Annotated in this window: 16 protein-coding genes; all 16 read left to right on the top strand. The window is 34.7% G+C overall.

Going from position 1 to position 18,748, the window contains the following annotated elements; genetic code table 11:
- The 16 genes from RBB48_RS25600 (at position 1) to RBB48_RS25525 (ending at position 18,550) form a co-directional block, all read left to right on the top strand.
- Entirely contained in the window at positions 1-417 is a 417-nt protein-coding gene (locus tag RBB48_RS25600) for an HK97-gp10 family putative phage morphogenesis protein (RefSeq protein ID WP_098230561.1), read from the top strand.
- Positions 414-830, top strand: coding sequence for a hypothetical protein (locus RBB48_RS25595; protein ID WP_000208342.1), 417 nt, complete (start codon positions 414-416; stop codon positions 828-830). The genes RBB48_RS25600 and RBB48_RS25595 overlap by 4 nt, the downstream gene beginning before the upstream one ends.
- 12 nt (positions 831-842) lie before the next feature.
- Complete coding sequence (locus RBB48_RS25590) at positions 843-1,439, top strand: hypothetical protein (RefSeq protein WP_000118567.1); 597 nt, start codon at positions 843-845, stop codon at positions 1,437-1,439.
- A gap of 42 nt (positions 1,440-1,481) precedes the next feature.
- Entirely contained in the window at positions 1,482-1,979 is a 498-nt protein-coding gene (locus tag RBB48_RS25585; protein ID WP_098230544.1) for a hypothetical protein, read from the top strand.
- Entirely contained in the window at positions 1,958-2,362 is a 405-nt protein-coding gene (locus RBB48_RS25580) for a hypothetical protein (protein ID WP_306008274.1), read from the top strand. Before RBB48_RS25585 ends, RBB48_RS25580 begins: the two co-directional genes overlap by 22 nt.
- A 30-nt stretch (positions 2,363-2,392) precedes the next feature.
- A complete protein-coding gene (locus RBB48_RS25575; protein ID WP_306008273.1) occupies positions 2,393-4,777 on the top strand; it encodes a phage tail protein in 2,385 nt (794 codons plus the stop codon).
- The gene (locus RBB48_RS25570; RefSeq protein WP_098961796.1) at positions 4,774-5,457 is read left to right on the top strand and encodes a hypothetical protein; all 684 of its coding nucleotides are present in this window, start codon (positions 4,774-4,776) and stop codon (positions 5,455-5,457) included. The genes RBB48_RS25575 and RBB48_RS25570 overlap by 4 nt, the downstream gene beginning before the upstream one ends.
- On the top strand, positions 5,454-6,998 hold the full coding sequence (locus RBB48_RS25565) for a hypothetical protein (protein ID WP_306008272.1): 1,545 nt from the start codon (positions 5,454-5,456) through the stop codon (positions 6,996-6,998). Before RBB48_RS25570 ends, RBB48_RS25565 begins: the two co-directional genes overlap by 4 nt.
- A 10-nt stretch (positions 6,999-7,008) precedes the next feature.
- Positions 7,009-7,392 (top strand): hypothetical protein, encoded by a 384-nt coding sequence (locus RBB48_RS25560; RefSeq protein ID WP_016513542.1) that lies wholly within the window; start codon positions 7,009-7,011, stop codon positions 7,390-7,392.
- A 44-nt stretch (positions 7,393-7,436) separates the two neighbouring features.
- On the top strand, positions 7,437-7,811 hold the full coding sequence (locus RBB48_RS25555; protein WP_098285497.1) for a Low copy number virion structural protein: 375 nt from the start codon (positions 7,437-7,439) through the stop codon (positions 7,809-7,811).
- 12 nt (positions 7,812-7,823) lie between these two features.
- Entirely contained in the window at positions 7,824-8,201 is a 378-nt protein-coding gene (locus RBB48_RS25550) for a Low copy number virion structural protein (RefSeq protein WP_306008271.1), read from the top strand.
- Positions 8,202-8,214: 13 nt separating this feature from the next.
- Positions 8,215-9,573: a hypothetical protein gene (locus RBB48_RS25545; RefSeq protein ID WP_306008270.1), complete on the top strand. Its 1,359-nt coding sequence runs from the start codon at positions 8,215-8,217 to the stop codon at positions 9,571-9,573.
- Between the two features lie 16 nt (positions 9,574-9,589).
- Positions 9,590-11,326, top strand: coding sequence for a hypothetical protein (locus RBB48_RS25540; RefSeq protein WP_306008269.1), 1,737 nt, complete (start codon positions 9,590-9,592; stop codon positions 11,324-11,326).
- Between the two features lie 21 nt (positions 11,327-11,347).
- Entirely contained in the window at positions 11,348-13,813 is a 2,466-nt protein-coding gene (locus RBB48_RS25535) for a hypothetical protein (RefSeq protein ID WP_306008268.1), read from the top strand.
- 15 nt (positions 13,814-13,828) lie between these two features.
- Entirely contained in the window at positions 13,829-15,742 is a 1,914-nt protein-coding gene (locus RBB48_RS25530; RefSeq protein WP_306008267.1) for a hypothetical protein, read from the top strand.
- Positions 15,743-16,120: 378 nt separating this feature from the next.
- On the top strand, positions 16,121-18,550 hold the full coding sequence (locus RBB48_RS25525; RefSeq protein ID WP_371878394.1) for a hypothetical protein: 2,430 nt from the start codon (positions 16,121-16,123) through the stop codon (positions 18,548-18,550).
- Positions 18,551-18,748 lie beyond the last annotated feature (198 nt).

Below are 18,748 nucleotides of genomic sequence, written 5' to 3'. Positions count from 1 at the left end.
ATGACGAATACATCGGAATTCATGGTTACACGTAATGTAGAACAAGTTAAAGAACAACTTAATAAAATAATGGTAGAAAGAATTATAAGTGCTTGCAATCAACTGCAACGAGAAATGAAACAAACAGTATCAGGTAATCACAATGGTGTGAAGTATAAAATTCCACGATCAAGTCGCACATATATTGCTTCAAAACCAGGAGAGACATTTGCTTCTAGAACGGGAGAATTACAAGATTCTATTAAATATGGCTTACATATTACAGATAACGAAGTAGTGGGAACGATTGGAAGTCAATTAAAAAGAGCGGTGTATGTCGAAAATGGTACAAGTACTGTAGAAGCCCGGCCTTTTTTCTTAAAAACGTTTGAAAAAGAGCGTGGGGAATTAAAAAGGACATTGGGAGGAGAACAATGACGACAAAAGCGATTGCAACAATTAGAAATATTATTGAGAAAGATACAATTGTGCAAAGTAATCTATCGAAATATGAAGGAGAGCCCGCTCTAACATTTCAAACTGCACAAAATGATATGAAAATGCCTTATGTGGTAATGAGAATTGAATCTAATAATCCGGATGATATAGAGGTAATTGATCGTATGATCCTCACTTTTGATATATATTGTGGCCAAGGTGATTATGAAAAAGCGGATGTAATTTCAAGGCGAATAGAACATTTGTTAGACAGAGAAGCGGGATTGTTAAGAGATTCTGGTATTATTACGATTCATCGAGCAGGCAGTATTACAGTTCCAGATGAAGATCCATCAATTATTCATATTAGTATTAAGTTTCTTGTACGGGTAGGAAGAATGGAATTATATTAAGGAGGGAAAAAAATGAGTTGGAAGCTTATTAATGGTGTACGTGAGGGTACAACTGATAATTTTGTTATTGGACCGGGTGTAATGTATAAAGGTTTTAAAAGTGTAAAAGACCTAGGTGAGATGTTAGGAGCTACTACAGGTGGCTGTAAAGTGGGGTTTACTAGAGAATACTATGATGCTGATATTGATGGTGTTTTAGGAAAACTAGTTCGTGGAAAATGGCTATTAAAAGATGAACCACATATGGAGGTTACACTTGTAGAGTTTACGAAAGAAAATTTAGAGTTAGCTCTACCAGGCGTAGATGTAGATAGTACGACTGATAACGATTATAACATTGTAAAACCAACCAATGAAATTAAAGACACAAGTTATAGTGACATTGCAATAGTAGGAGTAGTTTCAGGAAGTGATATTCCGGTTATTTTTGTTATCCGAAATGCAATGGTAGTTTCTTCTGTAGAAATTGATTTAAAAGATGGTAAAGGGACTGTAGGACTTAAATGCAAATTTATTGGTCATTATAGCGAAAGTTCGCCTAATACACCCCCTTATGAAATTTATTTACCAAAGAAAAAAGCACCTAAATTACCTACAACAAGTAAATAAGTTGTAGGTTTTATTTTTAGGTTATAAAAGGAGATAGTGAATATGACAACAATGCTAGAAAAAATGATGCATAATGGTACAGAAATTACAATTTCAGGTCAGAAGATGAAGATGAGACGTTTAAATGTAAAAGATGTTTGGCGTTTTACTAAGATTATTTCTAAAGTTGGTCGTCATGCAATGACTGATTTTATGGAGTTTGGGAAAGAAAAGAATGAAATCGATGAAAAAATCCAATTGGCCCAAATGAATGAAGAGCAACAAGAACAGTTAAATGAAATTGAAAAACAAAAAAAAGAAAAGGGTTTAGAGTTTGTCTTTCAATTATTGTCTATGATTCCGGAATGTGAAGATGAGTTTTCGGAATTTTTCTCTAGTCTATTACAGATTAAGCGTGAAGAATTCGATCAGTTACCACCAGAAGCCATGGTAGCAGTTATTGAAGGATTATTAGAAAGTGAAGATTTAATGTCTTTTTTCAATCAGGTCAAGGGTCTAATCAAATCTCAAAGTCTCAAATGGAACAAAAAAGAAATGTAGAAAAGGATTCTAATAAATACATAGAAGAAACAGAGCAAAATATGCTAAGGGCTTTTGATAAAGTCCAAAAACGGTATGGATGGACAGATGATTATGTCTTATCCATACCGTATTCTCGTTTAATGGACTTATTTTCTTTTATTAGTCAGGAAGAGCAGCAAGAAGAATTAAATGAATGGAAAAAGATGGCCTTTATCGGATTTCAAATAAGGCAATTAGAAGAAGGAACAACTTTTCATGACTATTTGCAAGCTTTTGGACTTACGGAATCTACGTCGGATGGGGAAGAAAATGAGACTATGGAAGTTTGGTCCAAAGAGGAATGCATCGACCATGCAAATAAGCTGATTGCAGAGTTTCAGTTTGAAGACGATAAGGAATAAAAAACTTCCTAGTTAGAAAGGGGGGAGTGAATGTTTACAGAAGTATTCCAGTTGTTCGGTACAATTGGAATTAAAGCAGATGAAGCTTATAAGGATTTAGCAAAGTTTGAGGAAAGTTTACAAAAGGCTTCTAAGAACATACAAGAAAAATTTCAAAAACCAGCAGAAGTAATTAATCAAATAAATGGCCAAATCCAAAAATTTGGTAACGGGGCGACCAATGTTTTTGGGAAGATTGGTAACAAAGCGGATCAGGCATATAAAGGTGTAGAAAAATTTGAAGAGAGAGTGCAAAAAGCCTCTAATACAATGCAAGAAAAAATCCAAAAATCAGCAGATTCTCTTGGGAATATTAGCAAGCAAATGCAAACGTTTGGTGACACTATTTCAAATAAAGTTACAAAACCAATAGAACAAGTCAATAGCAAAGCTTTACAATTTGCTACTGATTTGGAAGGTTCTCAAAAAAAACTACAGGATATGCTTGGGTTAACTGAAAAAGATGCAAAGAATTTGGCTGGAACTATTCAACCTATCGCTCAACAAGTCGTGAAGATTTCTAATATAGTAATACCATCGTTGAAGCAAACGGTTGAGTTAATCAAATCTGTTTCTGGTCTTATATCTAAGGCGAGTGAAATCATTGGTGGCCTTGTAAATATAGTTAAAACATTAATGCAAATACCGGGTGCAATTACGGCGATTATTAAAGATGCCTTAAAACTAATTAAAGTTTTTAGTGAGTTTGCACAGATATTGACTGGTCTTGGAAAATCAATGTTTTCATTAGTATTAAGCCCATGGGGTTTTGCGATAATTGCAATGGTTGCTTTAGTATATGTGCTGTATAAAAATTGGGATTCAATTGTGAAATATACAAAGCAGGCAGTACAATGGGTCAGTGATATTTGTTCTAAAGGCTGGGATGCTATCGTTAAAGTTGCGAAGTCAGTATGGGATAGCTTGTCAAAGTTTTTCTCAAGTTTTTGGGAAGGAACAAAAAAAGTATTCCAATCTGCGGTATCGTTTATAGATAAAATACTTAGCGGGGCATGGAAAGTAATTACTGCTGTAATTACAGTGTATATCAACATATGGAAAAAGACATTTGAAATTGGTTGGAATCTAATTAAAACGATATTTAATACAGTGCTAAATATAATAAAAAATGTTGTTAAATTTGCCTTAGAATTTATTAAAAGCTATATTTCTACTGCTATTAAAATATGGCAAAGTATTTTTAAAATTGGCTGGGATATTATAAAAACAGTTTTTACGACGGTGCTAAACTTTTTGAAATCATTTATAAGTGGTGCATTTCAAGCAATTCGCAGCATAATTACGACTGTGATGAATGGGATAAAAACCGTCATTTCTACAGTGTGGAATGGAATAAAGGTAATTTTTACGACTGTATTAAACTTCTTAAAATCAGTTGTAAGTAGTGTGTTTCAAGCAATTCATAGCATAATTACAACTGTAATGAATGGAATAAAGACGGTTATTTCTACGATTTGGAATGTAATTAAAACAGTTTTTATAACTGTATTAGAGACTATAAAGAATTTTGTGGTTACAGCATTTCATTTTATAAAAAATACAATTACGACTGTAATGGATATCGTAAAGTCTATTATTGTAACCGCATGGAATTTTATTAAAGAAACAATAATAGTTGCTGTTCGGACATTTGTTAACTTTGTGGTGGATAACTTTAATAAGATAAAAAACACAATATTTAGTGTTGTTGGTGCTATTAAAGATTTCATAGTAAGTAACTTTGCAGCAATTAAAAAAGCTATCGTCGGAGCGTTTGACGGCATTGTTGATACAGTAAAGGATGTATTCGGTAAAGTTGGTTCTATAGTGAAAGGGATAGCAAACGACGCTGTAAGCTGGGGGAAAGATATTATTGCTGGTATTGGTAAAGGTATGACATCTATGGCTGGCTGGGTTGTTGATAAAGCTAAAGGCGTTGTAGACGGAATACCAAAAGCAGTTAAAAGTTTCTTTGGTATAAAATCTCCTTCGCGTCTAATGATGGAATACGGCGGATATATTACAGAAGGTCTTGGTGTAGGGATGGAAAAAATGATTCCGGCTGTAGACAAGGCTTCTGGATTGTTAAATAAAGCGGTTGTTCCACCAAAACCGATGCAACTAGTAACGGATGTATCTACCCGAATTGGACAAATGGGGGCACATTCTGCTGATATGATTGGAAAAGCTGCACATCCATTTGCTGGGCAATCTTCTGTTGAAAAGAAAACAGATAAAGGTGTTACAATTCAAAATGCTACATTCAAAGTTGCTGTTGAAAAATTGCAAACCGCAGAGGATTTTGTGAAAATGAGAAAATTACTACAAAACGTAGTTGCTGACGATCTAATGGGAATGGCGGTGCGGAATGTATGAGTATATTAAAAACATTGCATAGAAAAGCAGGTTCATATTACCTCTTTGAAGATATAGTAGAGTTAAAAAACACAATAAAATATACCATTACTTTTGGATGGCCAGGGACATATAACTTTCATTTTATGTCCCAGGTTCCTATTGGTTCAGATGGTATGCTGCCGAATAAATACTTTATTGTTCGGGTAAATGGTATTGAACGGTTTAGGGCTAGAGGTTCTTACGCTTGGGAAGCACGAGAAATATTTGTTGGTGCAGGCCCACAAACAATTGAATTTACAACAATCGGTTATGGTGATTCTGATATAGCCTATGTAAGCCAAGCTTCTTATCATGCATTTGGGCATGTTCCTAACATTGCAATGATTGAGCAAACAAAGATGCCAAAGTCACTAGACGGCTTAAAAACTCACAATGTTATGCATGGGTATCCGCGTTTTCAAAGTGCTGGCAATAAAGGATGCGAAGTAGAATTTACCCTTCTATTTAGAGATATAAAATATTGGCGTGATTTCATGAGGGAAATATATCGTACTCATATTATCACTGGTGATTATGGTACCTACGGAGGTATTATACCACCTAATGAAGTGGATACTATACGAAAAGGCACATTAGTACTAGCAAAATGTAAATTAATATCAACAGCACAAGCAGGCGTTGGAGTTGATGGCATATGAGGGAAGGTTCTGTATCTTTAATTAGAATGTTGGGGAGTCACTTCCAATTAGGGAATAACTCCCCTAATTTAATTGTTTTTATGAAAAAAAGGGACTCTTCTTCTTACGTCCAAATTCAACACCGTGTAACGAGTTTAGAAATCCAGGAGAACGCAGACCAATTCGCAAGTACATTTACTATTACCTTTGCAAATGAATACGGTCAAATGGCTCCTGATAATTGGTATGGTAAGTTTTCTTCTATTCAAGAATGGTTTTATAACAGTGAAGTAACAAATACAAATCAACTGTATCCACAGACAGAATTTAAGGTGTCTATTGGCCACGGTGAAGAGGTTTTACCTTATATACATGGCTTTGTATCTGACGTAAAGGTGAATGCCGAAAGCGGCACAATATCAGTTACCTGCACAACATCTTATAAAAAGGTTCTACAAAAATCAGTAATTCCAACGCCGGGATCAGATGAAATTGTTGCACCGACTGGAAATGTATATGATGTAGTGAAATTCTTCCTTAAAAAAGCAGGAGTTACATTACACGGAAGTAGGGTAAACATTCCTGGGACCAATGAAAGTTGGATTGTTGAAGGGGCAACTGGAAAGAGGTTTCAAAAGTGGGATGAAATTGTACGGGATATTATAGATACAACATTCCACTACATTAAACATGAACCAGATGGAAGTTGTACATTTATGAAAATGCCAGACTATGCAGTTAATGAACCTGCAAAGTTTAGTTTTAGAGAAGGCGAAAACCTTGTCTCTTTAGATATGCAGCTAACTGACCAGGATATAAGTAACAGCATTGTTGTTAAATGTGGAGATTATGCAAACGGATTTCTTAATTCGTTTCTATTAAAAAATGTATCGCAGGGTGATTTACGAGAGGAAATGATAGAAGTTCCTTGGGCGAAAACGTTCTTTGCAAGGCGAGCGGTTGCTGCAGCTTATCATTTAAAAGCAATCCAGAAGTTCAGAACATTAACAGTAGCAGTCATTGGAGATCCAAGGATTCAATTATTCGATGTGGTTTCTGTTTACAATAGAGATTCTGGTCAACAATGGAATTACTTTGTTAAAGGAATTAATACCATGATATCTGCAGATGATGGATTCTATCAAACTTTAGATTTATCTGTTAACTATGGGTATGAACCAGCTCCATATACAGATATAACTGGTATTACAGTAAATGTAGATACATTACGTTTAAAACTTTGGGATTGGGATGTAGAGGATGGCGATTTATTAAATATTTACTGTAATGATAAATTAATCGAAGAAAATTATTTTATCCGGAACAATCCGACATATGTTGATATTCCACTTGAATATGGTGTGAATACTATCGTATTTGAAGCAGTACGAAACCCAAAAGGGATTCTTACAGGACGTTTGCAAGTATTGGATACGCAAAATAATATCTTGTTTGATTATGGTTCGTTACCAGATTTATCATTTCCTAGGGTAAATCAAAACAAAGATCACTATTATATCCAACGACCAGCAAAAACTTGGTCTGTTACGAGGGTAAATTAGGGGTGATTCAATGATAATGCAAAAGAACTTATATGATCCTATTATGTATTTAATGAAAGGGTTAATTGATAGGGAATTTTACAGCGGTGGAAAACCGATTCCTGGTAATGATCCAAATGACGTATTTAAAGAAGGTATGACCGAAGGATATACGCTTATTCGTGATGGTGCTCGTTTATCTGCAGTCGATGGAGATAAATATTTACACTATGATTTAGCTTTTAATGCACACAGCATGCTAGAAAAGGTTCTTGTCTCTCATAAAGTAACAGGAAAAGAAATGGAGATACAATTAATATACAATGCACAAAAGCAATTAGAGCGTGTGCAGCCGAGACTTCTTAATAAAGGTAACGGTATACTATCTGATTTAACAATTCCCGATGTGTCGTAATGATGCACGGGAATTTTTTAATACAAGAAAAAGGGTGATTGCTCTTGTTTGAAACAACCTATTTAGCCGGTGGTCGATTAGATCCACCTTTTCATCCAACAAAAACAGAACCATTCGTACCTGGATTCATTATGGATTCCACATCATATAAAACGGATGAAGTGAAATATATATTACCTGCAGACATGGAGATTTACGCAATTAGTGTTAGTTCTTCCATTTACGAATTAGATGATAAATGGGATTTAATCGTGAATGGACAAACTGTTTGCCAAGATATTTATACAAAGCGTCTTCCAGAAGGGATGCACTTTATGGTTTATAAAGCGGTTAAAGCAGGAGACACAATTGTATTCCGATTCCATAACCAAGGAATTCTTGCTAAAACTGTTTGGTTTGAATTGCACTTTTTAAGATAAGGAGACGTACTTATGAGTTTTGCTGTTAACTATATGGCTGGTGGGCGATTTGACGCACCTTACTTCCCTACAAAGACAGAGCCATTTATCCAGGGGCGGAGAATTGGTATTTATAATGACATCCATATAGATAAGTTTTCAGTACCTTTCGAAACGGAAATGATTTCTTTTTCTGTCGCTGCTTCACATTACAGTGATTCGGACTACTGGAATTTATTTATTAATGGCCAACAAGTGTTTAAAGAGATTTATGTAAAAGATGTGCCGGAGGGATTTAATTTCTCTATTGTAAAACCAATACCTGCTAATGCCGAGCTAAAGTTCGAATATCAAAATGCATCTGCAGAGAAAAAAGTTGTGTGGCTTAATTATCAACTATTAAAAGATTAGGAGTGTGAAATAAATGGCATACGTTGAGAAAATCGTTACAGAAGCAGAATTTCAAGATTCACTCATAAATTTAATGACTGAAAACGGTTGGAAGAAAGTCAAAACCTTTTATAAATACATTTATAAAGAAAAAGAGCAACCAATCTCAGGTAAAACTACTAAATTGTATAAATATTGGTGTGCAAAACACGTTATTTTGCAAAATTCCGATGGTGGTATGTACGGAATCGTGCAGACCTCGGCTTGGGAAACTAAAACAAAATTAGATATTGATTTGTCTACAGAGAAAGGTGAAACAGAATTTCGATCTTACGTAGAAAATAATCCAAGGTATAAAGATCGTTCTTGTATGTATCTATACATGATAGAACAAATTCCAAATTATCAAGACAACAGTTTAATCCCTACGGGCGCTCAGGACGGATCTGAATTCCAATCCATAATTGATGTTGAATTATCCGATGTTAAAGAAATAAAAACTCCAAGCAAAAATCCGAGTACAGGTGAAATTTATTACAATTACTCTTATGAATACACTGATGCTCCACAACTCATGATGTCACCTTGGGTAAAGTGTTCTTTTAGAAATCCTAAACTAACAAATATAGATGCCGATTCGAATTGGTGGCCAGATTCAATGGTTCGTATTACAGGACAAGTAGATAAATCTCGTGTCGTACTTTTGATACAAGCAGACAAAACACCTGCATTTGATAATAACTCTGTTCCTGTTATTCCTGTTTATATGGGGAAATTAGAAAGTTATGCAGCTGATGACACAATCGCTGATGCTCTATGGGCGGGAACAGCTTATGACGAAGGGCCAGAAGCGAACTCGCATAAATATGACTTTGAAAGTAAAACTCCATTTAGGGATGTTAAAAAATATATGCCGAGAACAAAATCGTACCCTAAAAGCCCAGGTAATGGTATTGATAACATCATAATTAAGCGATCACGTTTTGGAGCAAGATATCAAGCACATTATCTAGCTTGGAATGTACCACCTAACATGATGCCACCAGATAGAAAAAGTACAACAGGTGGCCAGTATCCGAACGCGTGGCAGAATCATGAAAATGATGAATACAAATATCAATTTAACCCTTCTGTTTACAGCAATAAAGTCCATACGTCACGAGCGTATATTGTTCACCCAGAAGAAGGTGTTCGTGGTTATATGCCTTATATCGTTCTACTATCTCCTTTAGGTTTATTAAATGGGGATAAATTGAAAGTAAGACAAAATACTTGTCCAGATACTCATGACATTTATCGTTTCTTTACGGTCGATGCAATTTCACCAATTACAAAATTACCTGCTACTGCTTATAGACCAGCTGGTTTAGGAATCTATGAAAAAACAAGATAAAGGCGGATGAATATATATGTGGTTTGATAAAATATCGTATTTACAAACATTACCGATTGAATTGGAAAAAATATTTACTACTAATGGATGGGATAGAAAGCTATTTTTCCGTATTCGTAGTGGGATTAGTAAATTTATTGATGTTCGTTTATTTGAAGCAGCTGGTAGTGATGGGGAACGTAGAAAATTAGGAGTAGCTACTGCGTATGATACAAATGTAACTGATTTTACCGATAATCGATACATTACAGCTGATTCTCCCTTAGGAAAATTAGGTATAGGAGATGGGACAAAGAAAGCATTTCAAATGCCTGTATTTCCAGTAACGGAAAGCTCTCTTATTATTTATATAAATAGTATCGTGAAAGATAAAAAAAGTTACACAATAAATGCACGTACTGGGGAAATTAAGTTTACTGATGCACCAGCGAAAAACGATAAAATTACATATGAATGTAGACTTGCTAGTGATGCTTACGAACCTTCTAATGACATGATTTTCTTCACTTATAGTCAGTATTTTATTGAAAAAGAATTAAAACTATCGGATCAATCAAGTAATTTAGGGAATGGGAATGGAACCAAAACGGAGTTTCAATATCCGTTCCCTAATTTTGATGAGTCTCGTACCATTTTTTATAAAAACGATGTGATTATTCCACCAGAAGAATACACATTTACAGAAACAAAAGTTGTGTTTAAAAAGGCACCTGCAAGTACAGAAAATATTAAAATGGCTGGATTCTATACAGTTGAACCTAAAGCAGATGGAACAATAGATACACTAACGGCAAAAACATCATTCGATACAGAGGATATGTTAAGCATTATGGGTGAAGTATATTCAGCGCTTAATTTCGCAAATCCTTCACCTTATACACCAATTAGCTTTACACCCGAACGACGCTTTACAAGAGATTGGAAGCGAGATTCAGTGGTTTATCTGTACGGCAATGCCAATAGAGATCGTATAGCAATGTTTATGCGTGTAGATCCAACACCTGCTCCCGTTCGTGCTTTATTCGTCCCTGTTTATATCGGCCGAATGTATACATTTGAAAATGCTCCGCGAAGAAATATGATAATCGCAGCAGGGTGTCGTACAGGTGACCAATTTGTATATTCTGCAAATAAAAAGGTCGGAAATACAACGATAGATTACGGAGAAAGTACAAGTAACGGTAATGAAACGGTACAATTAGCACAATCTTATACAGGCTCTATGTACCAACATCATTATCTTTCTTTCATTACTCATAATATGGATGTTGATAATGGTCAGGGACGCTTTAATCCGTCTGTGTATAGTGGTAAATATCATCTATCTCAAGTGTATATTGTTCATCCTAATGATGGATATGTAGGTAAATTAGATGATGTCTATGCAGTTCATCCGAAAAACATCCAGCAAGCTGATGAATTAGAAATTGAAAAAACAGTTTCTAATGAAGTTTTAGGAAAAGGTGACGGGGCGCGTAAAGTGTTTCACTTAGAACATAAACCTAAAGGTGATACCTTAAAGTTACTACGATCTTGTATAGAGGTCCCAAAGGAAGAATATGTGTACAATTCCGATGATAAAACCATTACTTTTAATGAACCACCAGTAAATGATGCTGAAATTATTGCTTATTATGAAATGGCGCAATTATACCGCTATACATTACCGACCACACCTGTTTCACCTATGACGCAAGCAAAAGCAACGCCTTTCAATCCAATTGGCTTAGCGATCTACAAAGAAGATATCTAAAAATAAGGGGGTAGCAGAAGAATGAGTGAAAAAGTTTATTCTATTGCTTCCCCTTCTATATGTACCAAAGAAAAAAGTCATGTTGTCATAGTTGGCTCTGGACCTAATAGAAATGAGAGATCCTACTCTTTTTCTATTACTCCAGCAAACACAGAAAATAAGAATGATGTTTATTATCCGATTTGCATCGCACCTTACGCAAGGCACAAGGCGGTTAGGGAAGATAATGCAGCAGTCACTGGTACGAAAGTACGAGCTAAGGGAATCTTATCCAGAGTCATTGAAGAAGCACTAAGACAAAATGAAATGGATGCTTCTATTTCTGACTCAACTGATTTTGAATTGAATCGTATTATTGAAGTGGCCAAAATGGAAACACAGCAATCTAAACGTACTGATAGTATGTCAGTGCAACTTATTTCTGCAAATGAATCCATACAACATGAACGAATTTTCGATATAGACCATATCGAAGGGGTAGAGAGCGAAAGACCAAATGAAAGAAACGACGCAGTTGTGCATCATGCAAATGAATCACAGCTTATAACCAAAGAACACGATGCAGCTCAAATCATAGAACAGGATGTATTGAAAAATAAATTACGTGAGTTCGTAGCGGCTGGCATCAATGAATTACCAGAATGGGTAAAGGTCGCTCGTGTGCTATATGGCGAAGAATTTTATGGAGATATAAGTTCAATTGTAACTAGGGAAATGCACGGAGAATATAACGAGTGTGCTGTATCAAATATCGTTTCTCCAACCATTGATGCATTAATTAACACAGAAGATTGTGGTGAAACAAAACGAAAAGAAATAGAAACTCGTTTCCCAGATGATTACGCAACATTTACAACAGAAAATGAATTACAAGCTTCTTTAGAAGAATTTGATTTATTCGATGGAATGGGAACTCCTGTTTATCTTCCAGATTACGACTTGTTCGCTAGAATTCAAAGAGAATTGGCAACGAACATTGAAAAACAGCATGACTTTGAACGTAAGACAATAATAGAAAATGCAGATTTACTTCCAAGTGAAGATTTAACAACTGCAAAAAGAGAGCTTGTTATAGATGCTCCTCATATGAATTTTGACTCTTCTATTCGGATGAATGAGCTTTTTGCACATTCTATTATAATAGAAAATTCAAATAAACAAGTAGATGTATATACAATAGAAAACTTCGAAACTAGTGAATTTGAAAGAATAAATGATCGGAATGCCAATATCGTACAAACTCATCATTTTGAACGCATTGTAAGAGAACATGTTTCTGTTAAGCTCAATACACAAGCATTTGTAAAGAAAGAAAATGTGTTTGCCACAGCGTTTACAAGTTCACAAGAAAGTGAAATCACTTCTCGTGTGTTATCTGTTGAGGAAGTATCTGTAACTTCAAATGCAATCAAAATACAGAATACATTTGAAACACAAAAAATCATCACCAATGAATTTGAACGATTAAATGAATTAACTGCCAACACTATTAATGTAGACGATTCACAGCGTTTATTAAAAGAAATACAAAGCTCGTCATCAGATGTAGCATTTGCAGATGTCTCACATGAATTACAAGCGAATGTAATTAAACTAGAGTGTGCAGATAAAGAAGATGCAGGAGAGCTTGTACATATATCTGAAAGTTCTTCATCCGAAATAAAAGCACGAGAAATGATTACCAATGTAGATTATAGTGCTGTAGCTAATAAAACAACAAACGAATTACAGGCTTCTATAGAAGAATTTGATTTATTTGAAGGTATGGGGATCCCTGTATATCTTCCGGAATTCGATTTATTTGGTCGTATCCGAAAAGAACTAGAAGCACGAATTACACTTTTCGAAGATACTTCTAAAACATTACAAATAATGCAAATGCAAATACAACAAACAATTGAATCTGAAAAAGCAATGAAAGAACATAAAACTGCAGTTATTAAAGAAGTAGCTTCTGACATCGTTCCAGTTATCTTAGATGCTGAACATATATCATTAGACATTTCTTATAAACAAGCGATACAACAAGCCTTTATTACGGAGCAAGAGTCCTTTAACTTTATACGTGAATTTGAAGGTGGAATTATTTATGAAATAACACCAGCTGATAAAGACATTATAACAACAGATACAAATGTAATTGAAACTGTAGATGCAGCAAGGGAATCTGAACAATATGTAATCGTTAGTGAACAAGAATTATTAGAACGACAGGCTAGTGTAGAAGTTGTAGTTAATGAAGTAGGTATATTTGATAGGGAACATGAATTAAGAAGCGTTATAGAGGAATATGAACGATTTGAACGTACACCAGAACGAGAATCTGTTCTAGAGGATAATAAACTATTCAAAATGGAGAGAGTGCTAGATACAGTAAGACCAGATGAAATAATAGTTATCGAAAAGGAAAATGATGATCCGAAGTTATGGCTGCGTCATAGCCGTCAATCTTGGTGGACAAATTCAAACTGGAAGAAAACGAGATAAAGAGAAGGGGATGGAATGGCGTATATAGGACAAGTACTCAAAAATCCAGAAACGGGTTGGAGACGTTATGATGATGCCATAAATAGTGCTCTTATTACGTATGAAGGCGCATGGGAAATAAGGGAATTGTCTTCCGCTGCTTATGGTAAATATCACATTTGTGGTGGTAAATCAAAAATACGATTTTCGTTTGTGGGTAGTAAACTTCGTATAATTGGTGCTACTTATAAACTTTGGCCTGGCACTGTTAACGTCGAGATAGATGGGGTGAAATATGGATCTTATACTGTTGGTGACCCCGATTCTATAGAAGGAAACTATTCTGTTCTCTTATATGAAAAAAAAGATCTACAGTATGCAACTCATAACGTTGTTTTGCATGCAGATGGGGTAAGTACTTTAGATGCTCTGGATTTTGGAGAACCAGGAGGGCTTGTCGCTCCTATTAAAGTCGGTGATGTTCTCAAAAAACCTGAACTTGGATGGAAGCGTTTTGATGATACCGATAGCAATTTCCGATATTCTGGAGCGTGGGGCGTGACTATAGACCCAGATAAATACGGTGGTTCTGCACACAATTGTCCATCTAATGACCAATTGGCGACGGTTAAATTTCAATTTTATGGAAAAGCTTTGCGGATTATAGGCTGGTTATCTCCTTCATATGATACAGGTCAAATTTCAATTGATAATCTACCAACCGAAAATATCAATTATAAAAGTAATACTGTAAAGCAACAAACGTTATTATACGAAAAATTTGATTTAGCTGAGAGTGTTCATACAGTGAGTTTATCCGGTCTTAATATAAATTTTGATGCAATCGATATTCTGGCCGGAGAGTTAATTCCCTTTAATGCTCAAAAAAAACAAGTATCGCTATACGAAAAAGAAAGCGGAAAAATATTTGTAGATAATTTTGATTTTGTAAATCCCAAATGGCTTATGTCACTATCAAGTGCATTTAACAATGCTATCAAAAAAGGTTTCTTACGTATGAATCATTCTGCAGATAAAGACGTTATGCTGTTAATCGATAAACCGCAAGGTAACTTTGCAATCCAGATTATTGCGGATTATGCTCCTACAAAAGAAGGAGATGAAGGTGGCTTACTGCTCTATCAAAATGAAAAGAATAAGGTTGAATTCCTTGAATCTTATGCTGCTAATAGTTCACAAGACAATAAAGAGTGGCTGGCAATATGTAAAGAAGATCAATGGGACTTTTACACAAAGACAGATACATTCTTTGATTATGTGAATAAAGATTCATTATCAGCTGAACGAATAGGTGTGGTTTTAAAAAGAGGAACTGAAGAAGGATTTGTGCCGCTAGACATTAATAAAATCATTATGACAAAGAGTAATATGCTACGTCTGCGCCAGCTATATGAAAATTATAAGGTTGTATTAAAAGATACTGCAGATAATATCATGTCTACTAATATTGTGGCGGCAGCTCATACAGGCATTGATATTCTACTTCCTTCTTTAGAGTTTGAGGGAATCATAGAAATATATGATGAAGAAAACGAACTAATAGCAAAGAAACAAGCTACCTTTTACGGTGGAGATATGTATTGCATGGGTTCATCCCTGCAAATCAAAATGAATAGCGAAGAATTAAATACAACGGATCCAACGAACCTAGGTTACATGGTGAATAATGAGCGTATTGTAAAAATGACAATCGTAAATGATAACATCGGTGCTGCTACAAATATAAAACTATCAATCCAGCAATATATGGAGAAAGTTGGTTACACCTGGGCACTTATTTCATTAGATGGTACTAACTATTTGAATGAAATACATATTGATTCAATAGCTGCACAAAGTACACGTGACTTTTGGGTGAAGGTTGTGAAGGATACAAATATCCTAGCATTTGAACCAATTTATTTTAATGTTCATCTAAAACATAATTAATGTAAATAAGATATAAGAACAGCAACGTTATTAATGAAAAAAATTTTAAAAAGTTATAATTGATCCCAAAAACGATTTTTATATAACAAAGATGTAGAATGTAATCATTTGAATAAATCCTGAGTCTAGCCGGAGAACTTTCTGTGAATTCTATCATAATAGAGAACTAAAAAGAGAATATGGATTGTTTTTTTGAAATAAAGAACGATTAAGTAGTTAGTCTGCAGATATAGTTACCTTACTTGAAAGAGTGCTAGGAATAGAAAAAGGAGAATAAATAGAGGGTGTAGGGAAAATATAGGTTTGAAACTATGTGAAGTATTAGTTATTTGTTAACAAGCTTACATTGAAGAAAACTAGATAATATAGGGTGATAGAGTGACAATTCAATTAGGTAATAGTTTACTGAAACCGGAATCTGGATGGAGTCGTAAGTATTTCCAACGCGATAACGTTAACACTTTTTTTCAAGGTATAAGAGATAAGGATAAATACCCAAATGCTAATTGGTTTATAGTAGGTGAAAATAGTAATCCTTCTGCAGAAGACTGTTGGGTTGCAGGTGATGGCCCCCGAAATACAAGTGATGATATATTTTCATTCACATTTACAGGAACAGCTTTAAGAATAATGCAAAAATCTAGTTCAGCACATCGTTACAATATAAAAGTAAGAATAGATGGTGGGAATTGGATTAAAGGCTCAGTAATTTCTAATTCTCCATCAATGTTTAGAGTCTGTTTTGAAAAATTTGATTTACCTAGCGGCACTCATAGAGTAGAGGTAACTTATGATGGTTTCACTACTGGTTCAAATGAGAATCATTATACGTTTTTATCTGCTATTGATTACGCAAATTTTAATGCTAAAGTCGGTGATGTCTTAAAAGAACCGGAACCAGGTTGGAAACGGTTCGATGATACGGATATTAACATTAAATATACAGGACCTTGGAGCCAGGCTAGTGGTTATACATATTACTATAATCAGTCGTTATCGTACAAGAGCTCAGAACAGGGTAACGAAAATACCAAATGCGAGTTTACATTTTCGGGAACTGGCATACGAGTTATTTCTCAATACGGCAGTAATCCAACTTTTTACAGAGGCTCGATAAAAATCACAATAGACGGTTCAGCAGAAACGTATACAATCTCACCAAAAGTAGCCGGCACTCAGATTTTAGCTTACGAAAAATTAAATCTAGTATCTGGAAATCATACAGTTGTAATTGAAGCTCAAGACAACATTATAGATGCAATTGATATATTAGGGGGAGAACTTCTTACAACTGTTAAAGTTGGTGATGTATTAAAAGAACCAGAACCAGGTTGGAAACGGTTTGATGATATGGATAGCAATATTAATTATACTGGCGATTGGCTGGTGCATCAAAGCAGTCTAGGTATTTACTACAATAACTCAATTCACATGAAATCATATTCCATGCCAGGAACATGTGGAATTCAGTTTACGTTTAGTGGTACGGGACTACGATTAATTGCAGTGAAATCCGGAACGACAAGTTTTAAAAGTAAGTTAACTAAGGTTAATATTGATGGAGTAGACGCAGGTACATTTGAGATGTATGAAAGTTCTATAAATGTATTATATCAATGCATTCTATTTGAAAAGTTAAATCTTGCACCAGGTTCTCATACTGTCACTATTAGTACAGACGCATTGTATTTAGATGCCATCGATATATTAGGTGGAGAATTAATATCACAAGATGTAATTAAAAAACCAAAAGTATCCATGTACGAAAAAGAAAGCGGAAAAATATTTGTAGATGATTTTGATACCATAAATCCAAAATGGCTTATGTTGCCATCAAATGCATTTAACAATGCGGTTAAAAAAGGATTCTTACGTATGAATCATTCTGCAGATAAAGACGTTATGCTGTTAATCGATAAACCACAAGATAACTTTGCAATCCAGGTTATTGCGGATTATGCTCCTACAAAAGATGGAGATGAAGGCGGCTTACTGATCTATCAAAATGAAAAGAATAAGGTTGAATTCCTTGAATCTTACTCTGCTAATAGTACACAAAGCAATAAAGAGTGGATGGCAATTTGTAAGGAAGATCAATGGGACTTCTACACAAAAACTAATACATTTTTTGATTATATGGATAATGATTCATTAGATGCAAAAAGAATTGGTGTTGTTTTAAAAAGAGGAACTGCCGAGGGATTTGTACCGCTTGATATTAATAAAATTATTATGACAACGAGTAATATGTTACGTCTACGCCAGCTATATGAAAATTATAAGGTTATATTAAAAGATACTGCGGATAATATTCTGTCTACTAATATTGTGGCGTCAGCTCATACAGGCATTGATATTCTACTCCCTTCTTTAGAATTTGAGGGAATCGTAGAAATATATGACGAGGAAAACGAACTACTAGCAAAGAAACAGGCCACCTTCTATGGTGGGGATATGTATTGTATGGGTTCATCCCTACAAATCAAAATGAATAACGATGAATTAAATAAAACGGATCCAACGAATTTAGGTTACATGTTGAATAATGAGCGAATTGTAAAAATGACAATCGTAAATGATAACATTGGTGCTGCTACAAATATAAAAATATCCATTCAGCAGTACATGGAGAAAGTCGGTTACACCTGGGCACTTATTTCATTAAATGGTACTAACTATTTGAATGAAATACAAATTGATTCAATAGCTGCACAAAGTACGCGTGATTTTTGGGTAAAGGTTGTGAAGGATACAAATTTCCTAACATTTGAACCAATTTATTTCAATATCCATCTAAAACACAATTGACCCCAAAAACGTTTTTTATATGACGAAGATATAGAATGTAATCATTGGAATAAATCCTGAGCCTAGCCGGGGAACTCTCTTTGAATTCTGTCATGATAGGGAAATTAAAAGAGAATGTGGATTGTTTTTTGGGGGAATAAAGCATGATTAAGTAGTTAGTATGCAAATATAGTTAACTTACTTGAAAGAGCGCTAGGC

The organism is Bacillus sp. MMSF_3353 (genome assembly GCF_030733445.1).
Classification (GTDB): Bacteria; Bacillota; Bacilli; order Bacillales; family Bacillaceae_G; genus Bacillus_A; species Bacillus_A wiedmannii.
This window is presented reverse-complemented; position numbering and strand designations above follow the sequence as displayed.